Raw genomic sequence first — 19,888 nt, forward strand, 5'->3', positions numbered from 1 at the left:
TTAAATAAACAAAATCTTCAAAATTTTTGGAATAATTTTTATTTGTCCTCTCCTTACTCTATTCCAAATCACAACCACAAACCCCAAGTAAACACTCCACAAATACTTTGGATAAAACTTCTTTGTAAAAACAATTCTATTCCTGAGTCCATAATAATCGGCAATTTCACTCTTCTTATTTCCTTTTGAACTTGAACCAATGCTTCCTCCTTCTTTATGATAAACTTTACTTTTCCAGCAATATCCTAGTTGATAGCCTTTTTTCTTTCCTCTTAAAGTCCAATCCATTTCTTCAAAATATAAAAAATAATCCTCACACATTACCCCAACTTCTTCTATAAACTCTTTACTAACTAACATAGATGCCCCAATGATGTAGTCTATTTTATCAATAACCTCCTCATTATCATACTGTCCTTTATCTTCTTCAAAAATTCCCAAATGCTTAGCTACTGCGAACCATTTATTATAGATTCCACCAATACCTTGGATAATTTCAGGTCTATCATAATAAAGGAGTTTAGAACCTAAAATACCAACTTTTTTTCCTTCCTTTTTGTATTTCTCAAATTTTTGAACCATTTTAGATAATGCATCTTTTTCTATAACAGTGTCGTTATTTAGAAACCATATATATTCAAAATCGTTTTTGGTTAAAGCATATCTAATCCCTACATTATTTCCACCTGCAAAACCTAAATTTTTCCCTGCTTGAATAAAAACTAATGGATATTTTGTTGTAATTCCTTCAGGCATCTTTCTATTTAAATTTGCCTCTAATTTTGAATTGCCGCCTTTCTCAGCTTCTTCGCGAGTATAGTAAACATAAGTAATTGGCTTTTTAATAGGCGGAAAAGATAAATGTCTTAAAGGATGATCCGGTTTTACCCAAACATTTAATTTGCCTTCAGCCCACTTCTTTATGTATTCCATTGAGTTGTTTGGAGAATTATTATCTATAACAATAACCTGATAATTTGGATAATCGTTTATTAATACACTTTCCAAACACTCAATCGTATCCGCCCAACCGTTATAGTTGAGAATGATGATATAAACTTTTGGAAATTTACTCATATTTCCAACCCTGTTTTTAAAATATCTTTACGAATATCCTTAAGATTGGTTCCCGAAGAAATTGTAATTAAATCAACCTTTCTTTCAATGCCTTTTAATTCAAGCTTTGCCAGAAAGCTAAGTTTTTCGTCTACAGAAATTTGTCTGGAACTTTTAATCAAAATATCTATATCACCTCCCCGTTTATTAGGAACGCTTCGGCTTCCAAAAATGTAAATTTTAACTTCCTCTCCAAAAACTTCATACGCTGTCTCTTTTATCTTCTTTATTTCTTCTTCCGAGAGTCTAATTTTCTTCCAGTTACTATTCATTCTACCTCGTTAAGCACATATCAGTCTTTCCTTATGTGCGAATTTCTTTCTTTTCAACAATTAAATTTTTTCCGTAAAAATTTAATGAGTTCCTCTCTTTTGACCTTCTCACCTTTTTTATAACTTTGAATTGCATCATAAACTTTCTTAAGATTGGAATCATTACATTTTATATAACAAATTTTAAAAAACTTATACATCAAATAAGCTATTTCGTATCCTTCCTTTCTATTAATATACAAACTATCTATTCCCGTTGGAGGTTCATCTCCAGGAGCTCTTGTCCAGCTTAATTCTGGGTGATTATCTTTTAACCAGTCTATGATTTGATTTTTATCACATATTTTTAATCCTCCTTATACAAAAGTTTTTTAGGTTTTTCATTGTCAAAATGCCCTTTTAGTCCATCTAAATATGCATTAGTAAAAAATTTAATTCTTTTAAACTTATTATCATCAAATAAAATTATACCAATAATTTTCCGCAAATAGTTTTTTACTAATCCATAGTAAAAATGAATTTTACTTGTCCCATATTTTTTTCCTAACCATGTTAAATTTCTAACACTATAGTAAGATAACCACAACTTTTCATAAGGAACTCTCAAGGACTTCTTCCAAAGAAATCTTTTATAAATACCTTTTTTAGCAGCTTCTTTATGAATTATTATACTTTTAGGAATTAAAAGAATTTCTCCAACATTACGTAATCTTATGCAATATTCCACATCATCGTAATGGATAAAAAATTCCTTTTTAGGATAACCAATTTTTTTTATAGCTTCTCTATTAACTAAAATTCCAACAAAAGAAGCATGATCTATTTTTAAATATCTCCTTCCTAAAGTAGCTTCATCAAAAGGTTTAACAATACCATTAAAAATATTCTTAAAGTTAAAATATCCTCTGTGAGGATGTATAACCTTTCCATTTATATTTACCTTTAAAGAGGCTAAGGCACTGACGCAGTAGTGTTTTCGAACTTTTAACAACTTTTCCAATGCATCCTTTTTTGGTTCTGCATCATCATCCATTAACCATAACCAATCATATCCTTCTTTATACGCCCTCTTTACACCTTCATAAAAACCACCTGCTCCTCCTGTATTTTCGTGCATACGAACATAGTGGATTTTTATAGGTTTATCATCTACTAAATTTTTTACTTCAAATTCTTTTTCCCACGGCTCAGTTAGATTTTCTGGAGGTAATTCTTTAATATAGCTTTTTTCTTTTAAGAGTTCAGGAGTTCCATCAGTTGAAGCATTATCTATTATGTAAATTCCCTCTAATGGTCTCGTTTGCTTTCTTAAAGCTTCTAAGCATTCAATAAGCAAGTCTTTTCTATTATAAGTTACAACTACTGCACAAACTGTTTCCTTATTATTCTCTATCATCTTATATTTTCCTCAAAAACTTCTAATGCTCTTTTAACCACATCATCCATATCATAGTAACGATATTCCGCTAATCTTCCGACCAAAATAAGATTCTCAAACTTTTCAGCTAGTTCTTTGTATTTAAAATACAATTCACGATTTTCCTCTGTAAATACAGGATAATAAGGTATATCTTTCTCAGGATTATAATCCTTAGGATACTCCCTTAGTATAACCGTCTTATTAACTTTTATAGGATGAATATGTTTAAATTCCGTTATTCTTGTAAAGTCATAATCGTTAGGATAATTAACTGTTGCTACTTCCTGGAAGTATTCTGTTTCTAAAGTCTCAAACTTTAAATCAAGAGAACGATACGGAAGTTTACCAAACTTGTATTCAAAAAGTTCGTCTATCATTCCTGTAAATATTACTTTCCCTTTAAATTCCTGCTCAAAAAAGAATATTTTTTTAGTTCCTAAATCTATTTTTATAACTTCTCTAAAATCTGTATTTAACATTAACTTTATATTCGGATGGAAAAGCATTCGCTCGAAGATTTTAGTATAACCTTCTACTGGAACGGCTTGATATTTATCGTTGAAGTATCTATTATCTCTACCTATAAAAATTGGAACCCTTGCAGTAACCTCAGGATCAATTTCTTCAGGTCTTTTATTCCACTGTTTAGCTGTATAGTTTTTAAAAACTTTCTCATATATAAAATCTGCTAAAAATTTTAAATCTTTATCATCTTCTTTTTTAAGCTCTAATATTGGAACTTTAGAACAGTAGGAATATTTAGAAAGAAGTTTATTTATTAGCCTTTCTGCCAAAATGTGAGGAAATAACATTTCAATAGAGTTAAAGTTAAAGGGTATAGGAACCTTCTTTCCCTCTATGAAGGCTAAAACTTTATGATGATAAAGTTGCCAATCTGTGAAGTTGGAAAGGTATTCAAAAACATCCTTATAGTTTGTATGGAACAAATGAGGACCATATCTATGAACAATTATTCCTTCCTTAGTTTTATAGTCATAACAATTTCCACCAATATGACTTCGTTTCTCTATGATCAAAACTTTTTTATTTAAAATATTTGCTATTCTCTCGGCTATTACTGATCCTGCGAAGCCTGAACCAACTACTATGTAATCAAACAACTTTTCCCTCCAAAACTTTTATCCCTTTTTTTTGCAAATACGAAAACATAGAAACTGTAACAAATATTTCAGATATTAACACAGCAAAAGAGATACCAATATGTTGATAAAGAGGAACTAAAACAAAAGCTAAAAAAATATTAATAATGCTTGCAGTTATCAAAATCTTTGAAAAAGCTTTTTTATAATTAAAAGTTAACATCGTTTGAATACCAAATATATTACTTAAAGCTATTATAAATGGAAGAAAAGCTAAAATTCTCAAAACTACAATAGATGCTTCATATTTGTTTCCTAATAGGATCTTAACAATTAAATCTGCGAAGAAAAATAGAATTAATGATAAAAGAAAGCTTATTCCTCCAATTATAAAAGTTACTTTTTGTATAAATTTAAGACCTTTTTCTTCCGATTCCTTGACAAGTTTACTAATATACGGATAAATTGTTTGAGAAAGTGGAGCTAATAATCCTTGAACTGCTTTTACTATTTTTTCAGCGGCTGAATAGTATCCAACAACTGTGTTGTTTGTAAATAAACCCAGGATGAAAGTGTTAGAAATTGTATATAAACTTATTGCAACGGTAGAAATGAATATATACCATCCTTCTTTTAATTGATATTTTATTGTTATAAATTTTGGCACCTTAAAGGAAAGATTAAAATTTCTAAAAATAATCCATAAAGCCAAAATACCAGCTATACAAAATCCTAAAGAGTTTAGTAATGGCACGTAAAAATAATCCGAAACTTTATGAACAAAAATGAAAATAGCAACTGTAAAGATCAACTTAGCTGTAATATTCAAAAAAGTTATATACTTCATTCTTTCCATTCCCTGGAAAAACCATATAGGAAATAAAACCTGTCCAACTACCATTCCAAAAGTTAGGTAATAAACCAACCAATCTTTCCTAAACTTTTCAAAAGAAAAAACAATAATTGTCATAATTATGAAAGACAAAATAAGCAAAGCAAATTTTATAATCATTACAGAGCTAAAAATTTCTGCAATCTTCTCTTTATTCTCCCGATGTATAGAAATTTCCCTCGTAGCTGATAAGTTAAAGCCGTAATCTGTGAGAATATTGAAATATTGAATAAATGCTTGTGCAAACGCTATAAGGCCAAATTTTTCAGGTCCTAAAACTCTTACAAGATAAGGCAAAGTAATCAGAGGGAGAATATAGTTTGCTCCTTGTAAAAAGGATAGAGAGATGAAATTTTCTAAAAGTCTTTTTTTCTCAGGTGTATTTACAGAAAATTTTAATTTAGATATCATCATGGATAGTCCTTGTTTAATCTCTCTTATAGATATCTCTTGTATATAGTTTTTCTTTTATATCTTCAAGATCTTTGTCCACTCTATTGGGGATGATTATATCACTTTTATCCTTTAAATTTCTAAGATCTTTTGTGAATTCAACACCGTCTATTTCATTTCCTTTTGCTAAAGGTTCATAAATTAGAATTTTAGTAAATGGTTTAACCATTTCTATTATGTCAAAAATTGCACTGCTCCTAAAATTATCACTTCCTGCTTTCATAGTTAAACGGTAAATTCCAGCTGTTTTGGGTTTCTTTTCTAATATTTTTTTTTTTGCAATATGCTCTTTTCTTAGAGAGTTGGATTTAACAATGGCTGACATTAGTTCTTCGGGGATATTATCTTTTTTATAATTTGCTACTAACTGTTTTGTATCTTTTGGTAAGCAATATCCGCCATATCCGAAACTTGGATTGTTATAGTGATTTCCTATTCTTGGGTCAAGACAAACCCCTTCTATTATATCTTTGGTATTAAGTCCTTTGCTTTCGGTGAATGTATCAAGCTCGTTAAAAAAGCTACTCGCATGGCAAGGTATGTGTTGGCAAAGAGTTTTATCGCTTCAGCTTCTGTGTTGCCTGTATAAAGAATTGGGATTGTTTCTTTGAATGCTCCGTCTTTTAGAAGATTTGCAAAAATTTCAGCTTTTGTAGATTTTTCTCCAACTATAATTCTGCTTGGGTATAGGCTGTCGTATAAAGCTTTTCCTTCTCTTAAAAATTCGGGAACAAAGAATATGTTTTTATAGTTGAATTTCTCTTTTATACTTTCAGTATATCCTATAGGTATAGTTGAACGGATAACTATGGTAGCTTTGGGATTTATTTCAATCACGTCTTCTATTACAGCTTCAACTGTTTTTGTATTGAAGTAGTTGGTTGTTGGATCATAATCGGTAGGAGTGGCTATAACTACATACTCTGCGTTTTTGTAGGCTTCTTCCTTGTTAGTAGTAGCTTTAAGATTTAATTCTTTTGTTTGGAAAAAGTTTGTGATTTCTTTATCTTCTATGGGAGAAATTCTTTTATTTATCATTTCCACTTTTTCAGGGATTATATCAAGGGCTATTACTTGATTGTGCTGAGCTAATAGTACGGCATTACTTAAGCCAACATATCCCGTTCCTGCTATTGCTATTTTCATTAAACCTCCCAATGGAGTAAAGTTTTCCTTGTTTTGAAAGTTAGTGAAGGAGTTTTAATTTAAGGTTTTGAAAAGGACTTATTAAAATCTTTTTTAATTGTTTATCAATCAAGTATTTAATTCTAATTTTTCAATTAATTTCTTATGCTACCGCTGCGAATCTTCAAAAAGTATTATAACAGATTTTTCTTAACAGTAAATTATTTTTCGTAATGTTCTCTGGTTTTATTGTTGGATTTTGTAGGGAAATGGTTTTTATTTGGAAAGGGGAGATTCTTCGCTTTGCTCAGAATGACTTTGGTTTCAGGAGATCCTTCGGGCTACGCCCTCAGGATGACGTTTCCTTGTCACTCTGAGGGAATGTAGTGACCGAAGAGTCTAGTGTGAAGGAGAGACTTTTGCTGGTGCTCAGAATGGCTTTGGTTTTAGGAGATTCTTCGGGCTACGCCCTCAGGATGACGAAAAAGGGGGAGTGCTCAGGATGACGAAAAAAGAGGGTCAGGATGGCGTTTTTGAGGATTTTTTGGGCTGTGTCATTAGATGATAGAGAGATGTTTTAATAAAATGTTAAATTCACTCACAGTAGTTTGATTTCTGAACGTAACGGTTTATCTTGTTTGCTATTTCAAGTAATTTTTCGCTTTTTTCTATTACCTCTTCCAGTCTATTTCTCAGGCGTTCTTCAAGATACTCATGAGCAAGTTCATTTCTTAGGTCTTTCATTTCTATAAGGATGTTATAATCTTCCACGAATCCCCTTTTTTCGGCTCTTATTACGACATCAAGTTTTCTATTGATTTCTTCAAGTTCCAGATAGTCCAGGCTTCTCAATACTCTATTAATAAGTATGTCAACAGCTCTGGAATACCTATTCATTAATGCTTCTATTATTTCAAGTTGTTCTTCTGAAAGATTCTCAAAGTTTCTAACATTTTTAACTCTCTGAATAGATCTTTTCAGCCAATATATACTCTTATTGAGAAGCTTCAAGTTTTGGCAAAGTATTTCTTTCCGCTCTTCAATGTTCACAGTTTGACTCCGTATTTATAAGCGAGTTTAGTAAAAATATCTTTAGAAGGGTCATGGGTAATGATTAAATCTATTTTTCTATCACCCAATTCTTTGAAAAGGTTGACTTTTATTTTTCTTCTATCTTTGTAACCGATTTTTGAAGAGATAACAAGAATATCTATATCGCCGCCTTTTTTATTCAAGTCTGTTCTGCTACCAAATAGGATAATTTCGGCGGAAGGGTCTGAAGATAAAATAGCCTCTTTTATTTTCGTAATTTCTTTTTCTGTTAACCTGACTTTTCTTTCCTTTGTTAACATTATGATTTAGTTCCTTAATCAAGTTTTGATGAGTGGTTGTGTTATTAAATATATTCTTTGAATGGGAATTGTTCATGCGGAAAAGGGATTCTTTGGACTGTGTCCTCAGGATGACGTTTCCTTGTCACTCTGAGGGAACGTAGTGACCGAAGAGTCTAGTGTGAAGGAGAGACTTTTGCTGGTGCTCAGAATGGCTTTGGTTTCAGGAGATCCTTCGGGCTACGCCCTCAGGATGACGAAAAAGGGGGAGTGCTCAGGATGGCGGAAAAGGGAGTGGTCTGGATGACTTGTTACCCGTCACTCTGAGGTGCTATGCACCGAAGAGTCTCTAAAGAATGAGATCCTTCGCTTCGCTCAGGATGACGGAATGGAGGGCGCTCAGAAGGACAGAAGAGGAAGTTCTGTAAATAGTGTTTCTTTTAGAAACTTTTTGGTGATTTCTTAAAAAATAAATTATAACTTTTCTCTCAGGTTTAAAGAAGAAAGGTAATCTACATATACGTCTTTTATTCTATTAAAGATTTTCTTGCTTTCTTCTTCGTTGTATATGTGAGAACTTAAATTTCTATCTTCTAACATGTCAAGTATTATTTCATCATCACTTATCAAATTTGCTTTGAAAGCTTCTTTTATGCAATGCCTTGGAGAATGGCATTCAATACCATGATATGAAAGAATTGCTTTTAGCGTTTTCCATAGAAGTTCAACTGTAAACTCAAAGCGCTGGATGACTCCATCTCTATCAAGATCGTCTTTTGCCACTTTAACAGCTTCCTGTAATCTTCCTAAAGCTTTTTCGAATCTATTTATTTTCTGAATAACATCACTTTTTTTCATATAGAACTTTCCCTTCTTTCAGAATTTTATTTTTAAATGATTTATTCACATCGGGTAAGAATACAATGTCCACAGAGTAAAGGCCACTTATATTATCCAATTTTTCTTTCAGTTTTCGCTTTTCTCTGAAAGAAAGTCTTAAATCCACTGCTATGTCAATATCTGAGTTTATTCTAAAATCCCCTCTTGCTCGTGAGCCAAATAGAATGATTTTTTCTGGACCGTATGGAATGAGGGTGGTAATTATATCGTTTATTATTCGCTGGACTTTATTTTCTGTTTGTTTGCTTTTGGGAGTGATATTGGTCATTTAAGTTTCCGAATAGATTTAGTTTAATTGTTTGATTATAACATTTTTGGAGATTCTTCGGGCTTCGCCCTCAGAATGACTTTGGTTTTAGGAGATCCTTCGCTGCGCTCAGGATGACGAAATTGGGTGTTCAGGATGACGTTTTTTTGTCACTCTGAGGGAACGTAGCGACCGAAGAGTTTCAGAGAATGAGATCCTTCGGGCTTCGCCCTCAGGATGACGGAAGGTGAGGGTAAGGATGATTTTTTGGGGATTATTCGGGCTTTGCTTAGAATAACAGAGGTTTAAAAGGTGTTTTCTTTGATTACTTTTAGGACTTTTTTTGCAAGGTTGAGGTGTAGTGGTAATTTTTTAAATATTTCTTCAGCGATGGTTTCTTTATAGGTGTGTACGGTTGCGTTTCTATCTTCCAGCATAAACAGGAGTTTTTTTGTATCTTCTTCAGAAATAAATCCTGTTGAAAAAAGTTCTCTGATACAGTTTCTTGGGCTTCTGCATATAATGCCTTCCTTTTCAAGAAATAGTTTTATAGCTTTCCACATTATTTCAAAAGTAAATTCAAAGCGTTGAATAGCAGAGTCTCTGAAGAATGGGTAGTCCTCTGTGTTTATGGAACTTTCTGTTTTTGAGATTGCTTCTTCAAGGCGTGTAACGGATTTTTCAAAGTCTTCAATTACTTTGTTAAGTCTATCCATACTTTTCCTTCTTTTAGTATTTCTTCTTTCAAACTATCAGGTGCTTTGCTAAAGTTAATAATATCAACTTTCTGAGGGAGTAGTGAATTTTCAAGTAGTTCTTTTAGTATAACTATTTCTTCTGAAATATCTTCTTTACTTATGATAGCTATGTCAATATCTGAATGTTTTGTATTGGAATTTCTTGCCCTTGAACCAAAAAGAATGATTTTTACCTTTTTGTTCTTTTCTTTGAAAAAAAGTTCTAAAAAATCTTTTAGGTTAGTTATGTTTGTGGGATATTTCATTTTTCCTGTTTGATGGTTTTATGTAGTTCAAAAAAAAAGCAATCTGTTTTTTCAGACTACCGTCATGAGTTGAACAAGTGTATCATAACATAATTTATGCTTCTTTTGTGGGGCTTCAAGCAGGTTGTTGTTGATTTTTAGAGTAATAATTGAAGTGAGATTCTTCGCTGGCGCTCAGAATGACTTCCTGTTCTGTCACTCTGAGGGAACGTAGCGATCGAAGAGTCTGAAAGGATGAGATCCTTCGCTTCGCTCAGGATGACAAGGAAAATGTTCAGAATGACAGGGAATCGCTCAGGATGATGTTTTTTTTGTCGCTCTGAGGTTATGTATTAGCCGAAGAGTCTCAAGTATTGGAAAGAAGAGATCCTTCGGGCTTCGCTCTGAGGATGACTTTCTTTCTGCGTAGTAGATGAAAGTCCTGAAAGGATGGGATTTTTCGCTGGCGCTCTGAATGACAGGAAAATGCTCAGGATGACAGAGAAAATCGTTCATGATGGCAGAAAAAGTGTGCTCGGAAGGACAGGGAAGTAGTTTTTAGGATGATAGAGAAGAGTATTTAAGAATAGAAATTTTACTTGTAAATCTTTTTCCAATAGTTTTTAAGCTGTTCAAGTTTATTTTCTACCCACGGCATATTATCAAGATACCAATTTACAGTTTTTTCTATTCCCTGTTCAAAATTTACCTTTGCTTTCCAGCCAAGTTCAGACTCTATTTTATCTGTATTAAGAGAGTATCTAAAATCGTGTCCTGGCCTGTCCTTCACAAAAGTTATAAGGGATTCTGGTTTGTTTAAAATTTGAAGAATTGATTTAACCACTTCTATATTTTTTCTTTCTTCTCCGCTTCCAACGTTATATATTTCGCCCGGCTTCCCTTTCTCAACAATTTTAAACACTGCGTCTGCACAGTCTGAAACAAAAAGCCATTCTCTTACATTTTCTCCGGTTCCATACACTGGTATCGGTTCATTGTTTAAAGCTTTTAGAATTACAACAGGAATAAGTTTTTCAGGATACTGCCACGGTCCGTAGTTATTTGAAGGTCTCACTGTTATAACCGGTAAACCGTAAGTTCTGAAGTAAGCTCTTCCGAGCATATCAGCAGAAGCTTTACTTGCTGAATAGGGGGAATTTGGATTTAACGGAGTGGTCTCAAAAAACTGTCCTTCTTCTCCAAGTTCGCCGTAAACTTCATCTGTAGCTATGTTTATGAAAAGTTTTATATCACTGTTTTTTGCAATATCAAGCAGGGTTTGTGTTCCTTTAACGTTTGTTTCGATAAATGGAGATGCATCAAGAATACTCCTGTCAACATGACTTTCTGCTGCCCAGTGAACAACGATATCTGGTTTCTCTTTTTGAAAAATATCTTCCAGAAATTCTCGGTTATTTATATCACATTTATAAAATTTTATCTGAGATTTCACACAGTTTAATCTTTCCATATCTCCGGCATAGGTAAGCTTGTCAACAACTATTGTTTCTATTCCTTTTTCTATGGCCTGTCTTACAAATTCGCTTCCTATGAAGCCAGCGCCTCCAGTAACCAATAGTTTCATTGGAAGTATTCCTCCTTGTGATTTCATTATTTAGATTATAGGGAGTCTTTTAAATTTTTTAAGAATGGTGCATTTTTATCTTTTTTAGATAGGATAGGTTCTGTGCTGTTTTCAAGAGGCCACTTGATGTTTATTTCAGGGTCATCCCATCTAATTGCAGCATCGTGCTCTGGTGAATATTCTGAGCCTGATACTTTGTAGATTATTTCAGCTTCTTCGCTTAAAGTGAGAAATCCGTGAGCAAACCCTTTTGGAATCCACAGCATAAGCTTGTTTTCTTCTGATAATTCAATACCTACCCACTTACCAAAAGTTGGGCTGTTTTTTCTTATATCCACAGCAACATCAAATATTTTCCCCTTTATACATCTAACAAGTTTTCCCTGCTCTTTTGGTGCTCTTTGAAAGTGCAATCCTCTCAGGACATTTTTTACCGATTTTGAATGGTTATCCTGGACAAAATCTGTATCTATTCCTGCTTTTTCAAAATCCGATTTTTTGTATGTTTCAAGAAAAAATCCCCTTTCGTCGCCAAACACTTTTGGTTTTACTATTATTACATCCGGAATTTCTGTTTTAATGAACTCAAAAGGCATTTTCACCTCTCCTGTTTAGCGATTTCCATTAGATACTTTCCATAATCTGTTTTTCTTAGTGGCTGAGCAATTTTTAATAGCTGATCTTTGCTAATCCAGCCGTTATTAAAAGCGATCTCTTCTATACAACCTATCATCAGTCCTGTCTTTTTTTCTATGGTTGCTACAAACTCGCCGGCTTCAAGGAAACTGTCATGGGTTCCTGCATCAAACCACGCAAAACCTCTTCCAAGAAGCTTTACTTTAAGTCTGCCTTTCTTCAGGTATTCCTCATTTACTGAAGTGATTTCAAGCTCTCCTCTATCTGAGGGTTTTACCTGTTTGGCTATTTTTACTGCTTCATTATCGTAAAAGTACATTCCGACAACAGCATAGTTTGATTTTGGATTTTCAGGTTTCTCCTCAATTGATTTTACATTTCCATTTTCATCAAACTCAACTATTCCGAATCTTTCAGGATCTTTTACATAATAACCAAAAACATAAGCTCCACCGTTACTCTCTATTTCGTTTTTTGCATCTTTCATGATTTTTACAAGATCATGACCAAAGAAAACATTATCTCCAAGCATATAACAAACATTATCATCACCTATAAACTCATCAGCAAGGATAAGACCTTCTGCAAGGCCGTTTGGCTTTTCCTGAATTTTGTAAGATATATTAATTCCAAGATGGCTACCGTTACCAAATAGCTTTTCAAAACTTTCAAGATCCTGAGGATTAACGATGAAAAGGACATCCTTTATTCCAAGAAGCATAACAAGGGATAATGGATAGTAAATCATCGGTTTGTTGTAGATGGGCAGGAAGTGTTTGTTAACAGTGATTGTAACTGGATAAAGTCTTGTGCCGCTGCCGCCTGCAAGAATTACTGCTTTCATTTCTGTTTTGCCTCCTTTACTTTATACACAACCATTGTCGGGAAGTTGTCGTAGGTAAGTTCGAAGAATTTTGGATCAAATTTTCTCAAAATATACATCTGGTTAAACATTGAGTAATATGGCTGGTCGTCCATGATAAAGCCAAGGAAATTTCCGTTTGATGTTGTAACAGTTTCAAAGTGAAGGTTGCTTTCAACGTTGTATATCTTTTCTTTAAGTTTATTTTTTGTCCTTACAGCTATAGAATTTAAAGGTATTAATCTGTTTGCTTTCAATATACCCTTTTCTGTATCAACGGAAATTCCGCCGCTGCAGTTTATTCTTCTGCTTGCGATTTCACAGACTCCCACAGGAATAATTCTTTTTTTAATTCCCCTTTTAAGCTTAAAATCCCACGTTCCGAAGTAGTTTATCCATGTGAACTTCCCTATTTCATCCTCTGTAAATATCCAGTAAACAGGATGTGTAATTGGTTTGTTGTATTTTCCATTAAAGAAATTTTCCCTTATTTTTTCGGGGGTTAATCCATCCTCTTTTATCCACTTATCCAGAAACGTTATACCCACAGAGGAGATTCCGACTATTGTGTTGTAAGCTTTTTCAGGAGAGTTGTTTGAAAATGTTGTTGCAACAAAGTATGTTTTTGGAGAGAACTGAGACTGTCCGTCGTGGTAAACTGCTCTTCTTCCAAGATACTGAATGGCTGTTCCGTAATCCCACCATGTCCATATCCATGCGTTTTCTGGTGTAATCTTTTTTAGTTTAATGAAGTCTCTCTCAAGGGCGGGAGTTATTTTGGGTGTTGCAACAAATTTGAAAGCCTGAGATTGGGATATAAATACTATTAAAGAGATGATAACTGCAGAGAAAATGGTTCCAGTTTCTTTAAATGTTTTCATTTCTTTGTTCTGTAATTTTCCGTAGTATTCCATTCCTATGTCAAAAAGGTATCCGATTCCAGCTCCCACAAATGGTGCAAGATACATTGCGAAACGGTTACCGCTTTTAAATACCATTAAGCCAAGAAGGAATATTGGGATTAAAAAGAGAAGTTTTTTTCCTTTTCGTGCAAAAAGAACAAATATCAGGATAAAACCTATCCAGAAAAGAATGATATTTCCTGTTGTTGTTGCAGCTATAAGCTTGAGGGATGCTCTTTGTGCTTCACTTATGGACTGGAATATATTGGGAAATCCTGTTTGTGTCGCAGGATTGGTAAAGTTTATTACGTATGCTGAAAATCTTCCCCAGAAAACTTTCAATCCATGAAATAATATAAGCGGATTTGAAAACAGTGCAACAACGCCTATAAGTTTCAGGTTTTCTTTATCAAATTTTCTGTAATTTATGAAAACCCCTGCTACAAAAACTATAAACATTATTAGAACAAGGTCTGGATGGGCATACCACCAGTTGAACATCCACATAAAAATGCCAGAAAGTGCAGCAAAAATGTACTTTTTCTTTATCTCTTTCTCAGAGATGGTTTTATAAAATAGGTAAGCTACCATAAACGGGAAAAATAAATTTAAAGAATCTGTATCAAATCTTACTATCGTTGTTCTTGCAAGGTACATCAATGCAGTAACGCCAAATATTGCTCCTGAAAATCCCGCAACAGGTGCTCCGATCTCTGAGAAGTATAAAATTAATGGAATTACAAAAAGTACTGCTAAAACCGGAGTTAGCCAGAGTGCTACGTTTTCTATATAAGTATGGCCAAATTTAGCGAAAACCGCTCCGAGGAAACTTTCCATGGGTATGGGGGATGGATACGTTACTCTTCCTGCTTTAAGCTTCTCCCTTTCCTCTTTTGTAAGTTTTTCTCTTATGTAGTTATCAGGAACAAATCTTAAAGGATCCATTTCTCCGGCTTTATACTTGCCTTCCATGTAGTCAAGTCCCCACCTTGCAAAGTAAAAAGCGTCGTAGCTTGTAAATAAAGGTCTATCGTTATAGTAAAATCTGTTTTTGTTCTTGTTCCAGATAGAGAGGTCATCAAATCTTATGAAAAGTCCCATTACTATCGGAATGAGGATTAAAAAAACTGTTCTTAGAAGTTTTACGCCTGTTAGCTTATTCATTATAACCTCGCTTTATTCTAAAGGTTGGATTTTATATTTATGCTACCGCCGTAATGAGTTTTGCAGTCATTTATTATAGCAGTTCAAGTGTTTTTTTTCTTTGTCATAACTTGAGAAAGTTAAAAAAGTTACAATCAGCCACAGTATTAAAAAGATTCTTCGGGCTACGCCCTCAGAATGACAAGTAGAAAGAAAGTCGTTATAAAATCAATTTGCACACGAAGGAATTTCAGTATCTTTTAGAGCTATATTAAAAACTCTAAAGCAGCTTGTCCAGAGTTTTAATAAAAACTTCTGTTTCCTCTTTTAGTTTGAGTAAAGATGAAGTGTTGCATATCAGAAAATCTGTGTGTTTGAGTTTTTCTTTGTAAGGTAGTTGAAATCTTTCCCTTTTTAAAACCTCTTTTATCCCGAATCTTTTTGCCGCTCTTAAAATTCTCTGTCCTTTGTAGGCAAAAACGGTTATAACTGCATCAACATTTTTATGCCATCCTGCTTCTACAAGAAGTGCAGCTTCAATAAAAACCGGCAGTTTGTTATCTTTAATGTTGCGGATAGATTCTCCTATCAAAGGATGGATGATTGAGTTAAGGAGCTTTAGTTTGTGATGATCGGAAAACACTATACCGGCAAGTTTCCTCTTATCTATTTCGCCAATTTTGTCAAGAATTTCTTTTCCAAAAGCTTCAACTACAGGTTCATACCCTGCTTCTCCTTTTTGCAGGAGTTTTTTGCCTATTTCATCAGCGTTGATGATTTTGAAACCGTAAAATTTTAAAAATTTTGAAAATGTTGTTTTTCCTGCACCGATATTTCCTGTTATTCCAAGAATCATTCCGTTTCCCTTTTCTTCATAAAGCTGTCAAATACAGGAAGAATCATTGCAACAACAGGAACTCCTATAACTATTCCTAAAAATCCGCCGTAGGTGGCTCCAAAAAATATTGCAAAAAATATAAGTAAAGGTTTTATACCGGTTGTTCTACTCATCACCATTGGATATATCACATTTTCTATGGCAGCTTCAGATAGAAAGATAACGATAACGCCGACTATATGGAAAAGGTCTCCATTATCAAATATTGCAAGAAGAAGAGAAGGAATAAGACCTGTGTAAAAGCCAACATACGGAATCATGTTCATTACGCCGGCAGCGAAAGCTATAAGAAAGCTGTATCTTATTCCTATTGCTGTTAGGGTTACAGCGAAAAACAGTCCGACAAAAAGCGCCATTAAAAGCTGTCCTCTTATGTATCCTGCAAGGGATTCATTCACCTTTTCAAGTAGATTTTCTGTTTCTTTACGGTGTTTTTTAGGAGCAAGTTTCAGATAAAGATCTTTTATCCCTTTCCAGTCAACAAAGAAGTAGTAGGTAAGAATTGGAATAATTACAAGGTTTATAATAATTGATGCGATAGAGAAAACTCCTGAAAATATTTTTTGGGCAAATGTTGCAAACGATAGGGAACTGTCAATACTTATATTTTGGTAAATCGTTGATAAGATTGTTTTAATGCTTTCTGGATTGAATTTCCCTGCAAAAAGTTTTTTTCCTAAAAACTTTGAAAGGTAAAAATCTATACGATTTAGCAATGTTGGAAGGTAGTCTATGAAGCTTTCCACCTGTTTTATGAGAACCGGCAAGATTACAAGGATTGTTCCGGCAATTATTAAAACAAGGAAAAATACTATTAAAAGTGCTGATACTCTTGTTTTTTTAACCACTTTTAGTGTAAATAGGAATAGTGGATATGTAATGTATGCGCTTGCTGCTGCTGCAAAGAATGGAAACATTACAGAATTCATAACAAATAGAGAAATTACAAGTAAAGATACTGATGAAAAAATGAAAATTTCGGGGAAGTATCTATCTATGAATGAGCTGTTATCCATTTTCTATCTCCCTGTACCCTTTTAAGATGTAGCTTATTCCGGAGATTGCTGTCATTCCCCCTGTAAAAGGATACAGAAATTTAAGAAAAAGTTCCAGATAGAAACTGTGAAAATTAAGATATAAGAGAGTAAAAAATATTGTGGAAAACTGGGAAAAAGATGTTAGTTTCCCAAGAAGTATCGGTTTTATTTTTTCAATTTTTCCAAGGACTGTCAAAAGCCATCCGCCGACTATAATTATTGTATCTCTTGAAAGAACTAAAATTGTAAGCCATGCTGGAATGATTTTATGGGTAAAACTTAAAACCACAAAACCTGAGTCTATAAGGGCTTTGTCTGCCAAAGGGTCTATGATTGTTCCAACCATTGTTATCTGTTTGAGTTTTCTTGCCAGGAATCCGTCAACAGCATCGCTTACAGCTGCTACAAGAAATACAATAAGTGCAATTTTAAAATTCTTATAGTGGAGAGCGGTTATAAATACCGGAACAAGAACAGCTCTTATTATGGTGATGACATTTGGTATATTAACCATTACCACTTTCTCCTTAAGGGGTAGTTATGAACTTTTCAAAACTGGCGATGGATGATTATATACTATCTTTTTTGAAAGAGGACCTTGGTTATACAGGTGATATCTCTTCATCGGGTTTAAATGGAAAGATAATTACTGTTTATGTAGAAGCAAAGGAAGAGTTTATCCTTGCCGGCGCTCCGTTTTTTGAGAGAGTTTTTAAGCTACTTGATGAAGCTATTTCTTTTAGGTGGTTTAAAAAAGATGGAGATGAAATAGCAAAAGGTGATGTCTTATGTGAGATAGAGGGAGATGAGCGGGTTTTATTTTCAGGGGAAAGAACAGGGCTTAACCTTCTTCAGCACCTTTCCGGTATAGCTACAAATACAAGAAAATTTGTGAAGGTTCTTGAAGGCACAAAGATAAAGTTGCTTGATACAAGAAAAACCACACCGGGGCTTAGATATTTTGAAAAGTATGCGACCAGAGTGGGAGGTGCGTTTAATCACCGTATGGGGCTTTATGATGCTGTGATGATTAAGGACAATCACATAAAAGCTTATGGTGGGATAGTAAACGCGGTGAAGATTTTAAAAGAGAAAATTCCTGTAACCACTATGGTGGAAGTTGAAGTTGAAAACTGGCAGCAGCTTGAGGATGTTTTGAAAGTTATTGAATATGTTAATATTGTTATGCTTGATAACTGGGATTTAAAAGAGATAGATAAAGCTGTTAAAATTTTAAGGAGTGCTTCTTTTGATGTGAAAATAGAAATTTCAGGGGGAATAACGCTGGAAACATTAAAATTATTGAGAAATAAAGACATAGATTTTATTTCAACCAGTAAGTTGATAACCGCAGCAAGATGGGTTGATATAGGAATGGAGGTGAAATGACACTTACACCGCTTAATGTTCTTGATGCTATGATAATTCTGATTCTTGGCTGGAATTTTATAAGAGGATTTAAAAAAGGAGCTGTGGAGGAGATTTTTTCCCTTATAGGTGTAATTGTTAGTCTGTTTGTGGCTGTTAAATTTTCCCATGCTGTTGCTTCAAAATTGATAAAAAATCCGGAAGCTCCTGTTATTATCTTCACCGGTTTTGTTATCTATGGGGTTCTTTTTATTGTATTTAAGTATATAGGATTTCTTCTAAATGAATTTTTCAATAGGGGCTTTTTGGGTCTGGTTAATAACATTTTAGGATTTATCCTTGGTATATTGAGGGGAGTGGTGCTCTCATCTATTTTCGTTCTGTTTATTGGAGCTACAATGCCAGATAGCGGTTTGATAAGAAATAGTTATCTTGGCGGATTTTTAGTTCCCGTTGTTGATATGATCGTATCTCACCTGCCGGAGAAAGCAAAGGAGAAAGTTATTAAAAACTGGAAAATATCAAGAGAATTTCTGGTTAAAAATAGACAGAGCTGGAAAGTTAAGGGGGAGAAAATATCTCCCCGTAAAAGTTAAATTCCAACAGAAGCCATGTACTTGATTAAATCTCCAAGTCTTGCAGAATAACCAAATTCGTTGTCGTACCAGGAGATTATTTTTACAAGGTTTCCGCCTATAACATCTGTTGATTTTGCATCAACTATTGATGATAGTCTGTTTCCTATGTAATCAACAGAAACAAGCTCCTCTTCTGTGTAACCTAAAACTCCTTTCAATTCTCCTTCAGCTGCTTCTTTAAGAGCTTTATTAACCTCTTCAACCGTTACTTCTTTTCCAACAACGCAAACAAAGTCTATGAGTGAAACATCGGGAGTCGGCACTCTTATTGAGATACCGTTAAATTTCCCTTTAAGCTCTGGAATTACAAGTCCTACAGCTTTTGCCGCCCCTGTTGTCGTTGGAACCATTGATACTGCAGCTGCCCTTGCTCTTCTTAAGTCCTTGTGTGGAGCATCAAGAAGTCTCTGGTCTGCTGTGTAGGAATGAACGGTTGTAAGGAATCCTTTTTCTATGCCGAATTTTTCAAGAAGCACCTTTGCAACAGGTGCAAGGCAGTTTGTTGTACAGGAAGCGTTGGATACTATGAAATGCTTTTCCGGGTCGTAATTTTTATGGTTAACTCCAAAAACAAATGTGGCGTCGGGCTCTTTTGCTGGAGCGGAAATCACAACCCTTTTTGCTCCGGCCTCAATGTGTTTTCCTGCACCTTCTCTATCTCTAAATCTTCCTGTGGCTTCAAGAACAATGTCTATGTTTAGCTCTTTCCATGGAAGATTTGCAGGGTCTTTTTCGGCATAAACGGTTATCTCTTTTCCGTTTATTATCAGTTTATCCCCGTTAACTTCAACAGTTCCTGGAAACTTTCCGTGAACCGAGTCATACTTTAAAAGATGTCCGAGTGTTTTGGCATCTGTAAGGTCGTTAATTGCAACTATTTCTATATCCTTGTCTCCAAGAATTGCTCTGTGAAAGCATCTTCCGATTCTTCCGTATCCATTTATTGCTACCCTTACACCCATAATCTTTTCCTCCGAAAAA

At 34.1% G+C, this 19,888-nt stretch carries 21 protein-coding genes and 1 pseudogene; 2 read left to right on the forward strand and 20 right to left on the reverse strand.

Going from position 1 to position 19,888, the window contains the following annotated elements; all coding sequences use genetic code 11:
- The 19 genes and pseudogenes from CHB58_RS00785 to CHB58_RS00880 all read right to left on the reverse strand — a co-directional run bounded on the left by CHB58_RS00785 (position 1) and on the right by CHB58_RS00880 (position 17,415).
- Entirely contained in the window at positions 1 to 1,008 is a 1,008-nt protein-coding gene (locus CHB58_RS00785; RefSeq protein ID WP_245807298.1) for a glycosyltransferase, read from the reverse strand.
- 65 nt (positions 1,009 to 1,073) lie between these two features.
- Entirely contained in the window at positions 1,074 to 1,388 is a 315-nt protein-coding gene (locus CHB58_RS00790) for a nucleotidyltransferase domain-containing protein (protein ID WP_089322191.1), read from the reverse strand.
- Positions 1,389 to 1,734: 346 nt separating this feature from the next.
- On the reverse strand, positions 1,735 to 2,784 hold the full coding sequence (locus tag CHB58_RS00800) for a glycosyltransferase family 2 protein (protein WP_089322193.1): 1,050 nt from the start codon (positions 2,782 to 2,784) through the stop codon (positions 1,735 to 1,737).
- Positions 2,781 to 3,929 (reverse strand): UDP-galactopyranose mutase, encoded by a 1,149-nt coding sequence (glf, locus tag CHB58_RS00805; RefSeq protein WP_089322194.1) that lies wholly within the window; start codon positions 3,927 to 3,929, stop codon positions 2,781 to 2,783. The genes CHB58_RS00800 and glf overlap by 4 nt, the downstream gene beginning before the upstream one ends.
- Positions 3,922 to 5,211 carry a flippase gene (locus CHB58_RS00810; protein WP_089322195.1) on the reverse strand — a complete coding sequence of 430 codons (1,290 nt, stop codon included), beginning with the start codon at positions 5,209 to 5,211 and terminating at the stop codon, positions 3,922 to 3,924. The genes glf and CHB58_RS00810 overlap by 8 nt, the downstream gene beginning before the upstream one ends.
- Before the next feature lie 16 nt (positions 5,212 to 5,227).
- Positions 5,228 to 6,399, reverse strand: a pseudogene (locus CHB58_RS09210) (nucleotide sugar dehydrogenase).
- A gap of 573 nt (positions 6,400 to 6,972) precedes the next feature.
- Entirely contained in the window at positions 6,973 to 7,428 is a 456-nt protein-coding gene (locus CHB58_RS00820) for a hypothetical protein (protein ID WP_089322196.1), read from the reverse strand.
- Positions 7,425 to 7,730 (reverse strand): nucleotidyltransferase domain-containing protein, encoded by a 306-nt coding sequence (locus CHB58_RS00825; protein ID WP_089322197.1) that lies wholly within the window; start codon positions 7,728 to 7,730, stop codon positions 7,425 to 7,427. The genes CHB58_RS00820 and CHB58_RS00825 overlap by 4 nt, the downstream gene beginning before the upstream one ends.
- A gap of 453 nt (positions 7,731 to 8,183) precedes the next feature.
- The gene (locus tag CHB58_RS00830) at positions 8,184 to 8,567 is read right to left on the reverse strand and encodes a nucleotidyltransferase substrate binding protein (RefSeq protein ID WP_089322198.1); all 384 of its coding nucleotides are present in this window, start codon (positions 8,565 to 8,567) and stop codon (positions 8,184 to 8,186) included.
- Positions 8,554 to 8,877 carry a type VII toxin-antitoxin system MntA family adenylyltransferase antitoxin gene (mntA, locus tag CHB58_RS00835; protein WP_089322199.1) on the reverse strand — a complete coding sequence of 108 codons (324 nt, stop codon included), beginning with the start codon at positions 8,875 to 8,877 and terminating at the stop codon, positions 8,554 to 8,556. Before mntA (CHB58_RS00835) ends, CHB58_RS00830 begins: the two co-directional genes overlap by 14 nt.
- A 284-nt stretch (positions 8,878 to 9,161) precedes the next feature.
- On the reverse strand, positions 9,162 to 9,572 hold the full coding sequence (locus CHB58_RS00840) for an HI0074 family nucleotidyltransferase substrate-binding subunit (protein WP_089322200.1): 411 nt from the start codon (positions 9,570 to 9,572) through the stop codon (positions 9,162 to 9,164).
- A complete protein-coding gene (mntA, locus tag CHB58_RS00845) occupies positions 9,551 to 9,859 on the reverse strand; it encodes a type VII toxin-antitoxin system MntA family adenylyltransferase antitoxin (RefSeq protein ID WP_089322201.1) in 309 nt (102 codons plus the stop codon). The genes CHB58_RS00840 and mntA (CHB58_RS00845) overlap by 22 nt, the downstream gene beginning before the upstream one ends.
- A 574-nt stretch (positions 9,860 to 10,433) precedes the next feature.
- Positions 10,434 to 11,423 (reverse strand): dTDP-glucose 4,6-dehydratase, encoded by a 990-nt coding sequence (gene rfbB, locus CHB58_RS00850; RefSeq protein ID WP_089322202.1) that lies wholly within the window; start codon positions 11,421 to 11,423, stop codon positions 10,434 to 10,436.
- Between the two features lie 35 nt (positions 11,424 to 11,458).
- Entirely contained in the window at positions 11,459 to 12,019 is a 561-nt protein-coding gene (gene rfbC / locus CHB58_RS00855) for a dTDP-4-dehydrorhamnose 3,5-epimerase (protein ID WP_089322203.1), read from the reverse strand.
- Positions 12,020 to 12,021: 2 nt separating this feature from the next.
- A complete protein-coding gene (gene rfbA, locus CHB58_RS00860; protein WP_089322204.1) occupies positions 12,022 to 12,903 on the reverse strand; it encodes a glucose-1-phosphate thymidylyltransferase RfbA in 882 nt (293 codons plus the stop codon).
- The gene (locus tag CHB58_RS00865; RefSeq protein ID WP_089322205.1) at positions 12,900 to 14,987 is read right to left on the reverse strand and encodes an STT3 domain-containing protein; all 2,088 of its coding nucleotides are present in this window, start codon (positions 14,985 to 14,987) and stop codon (positions 12,900 to 12,902) included. The genes rfbA and CHB58_RS00865 overlap by 4 nt, the downstream gene beginning before the upstream one ends.
- 259 nt (positions 14,988 to 15,246) lie before the next feature.
- On the reverse strand, positions 15,247 to 15,822 hold the full coding sequence (gene coaE, locus CHB58_RS00870) for a dephospho-CoA kinase (protein WP_089322206.1): 576 nt from the start codon (positions 15,820 to 15,822) through the stop codon (positions 15,247 to 15,249).
- Positions 15,819 to 16,880 carry an AI-2E family transporter gene (locus CHB58_RS00875; RefSeq protein ID WP_089322207.1) on the reverse strand — a complete coding sequence of 354 codons (1,062 nt, stop codon included), beginning with the start codon at positions 16,878 to 16,880 and terminating at the stop codon, positions 15,819 to 15,821. Before CHB58_RS00875 ends, coaE begins: the two co-directional genes overlap by 4 nt.
- Positions 16,873 to 17,415 (reverse strand): CDP-alcohol phosphatidyltransferase family protein, encoded by a 543-nt coding sequence (locus CHB58_RS00880; protein WP_089322208.1) that lies wholly within the window; start codon positions 17,413 to 17,415, stop codon positions 16,873 to 16,875. Before CHB58_RS00880 ends, CHB58_RS00875 begins: the two co-directional genes overlap by 8 nt.
- A gap of 26 nt (positions 17,416 to 17,441) precedes the next feature.
- Between CHB58_RS00880 and nadC the strand changes: the two genes are divergently transcribed.
- Both nadC and CHB58_RS00890 read left to right on the forward strand, forming a co-directional pair.
- Positions 17,442 to 18,290: a carboxylating nicotinate-nucleotide diphosphorylase gene (gene nadC / locus CHB58_RS00885; protein ID WP_089322209.1), complete on the forward strand. Its 849-nt coding sequence runs from the start codon at positions 17,442 to 17,444 to the stop codon at positions 18,288 to 18,290.
- Complete coding sequence (locus CHB58_RS00890) at positions 18,287 to 18,865, forward strand: CvpA family protein (RefSeq protein ID WP_089322210.1); 579 nt, start codon at positions 18,287 to 18,289, stop codon at positions 18,863 to 18,865. Before nadC ends, CHB58_RS00890 begins: the two co-directional genes overlap by 4 nt.
- Here CHB58_RS00890 and gap read toward each other — a convergent pair.
- A complete protein-coding gene (gap, locus tag CHB58_RS00895; protein WP_089322211.1) occupies positions 18,862 to 19,869 on the reverse strand; it encodes a type I glyceraldehyde-3-phosphate dehydrogenase in 1,008 nt (335 codons plus the stop codon). The two genes, CHB58_RS00890 and gap, sit on opposite strands and share 4 nt — an antisense overlap.
- Positions 19,870 to 19,888: the final 19 nt, after the last annotated feature.

The organism is Desulfurobacterium atlanticum (genome assembly GCF_900188395.1).
Lineage (GTDB): Bacteria > Aquificota > Aquificia > Desulfurobacteriales > Desulfurobacteriaceae > Desulfurobacterium_A > Desulfurobacterium_A atlanticum.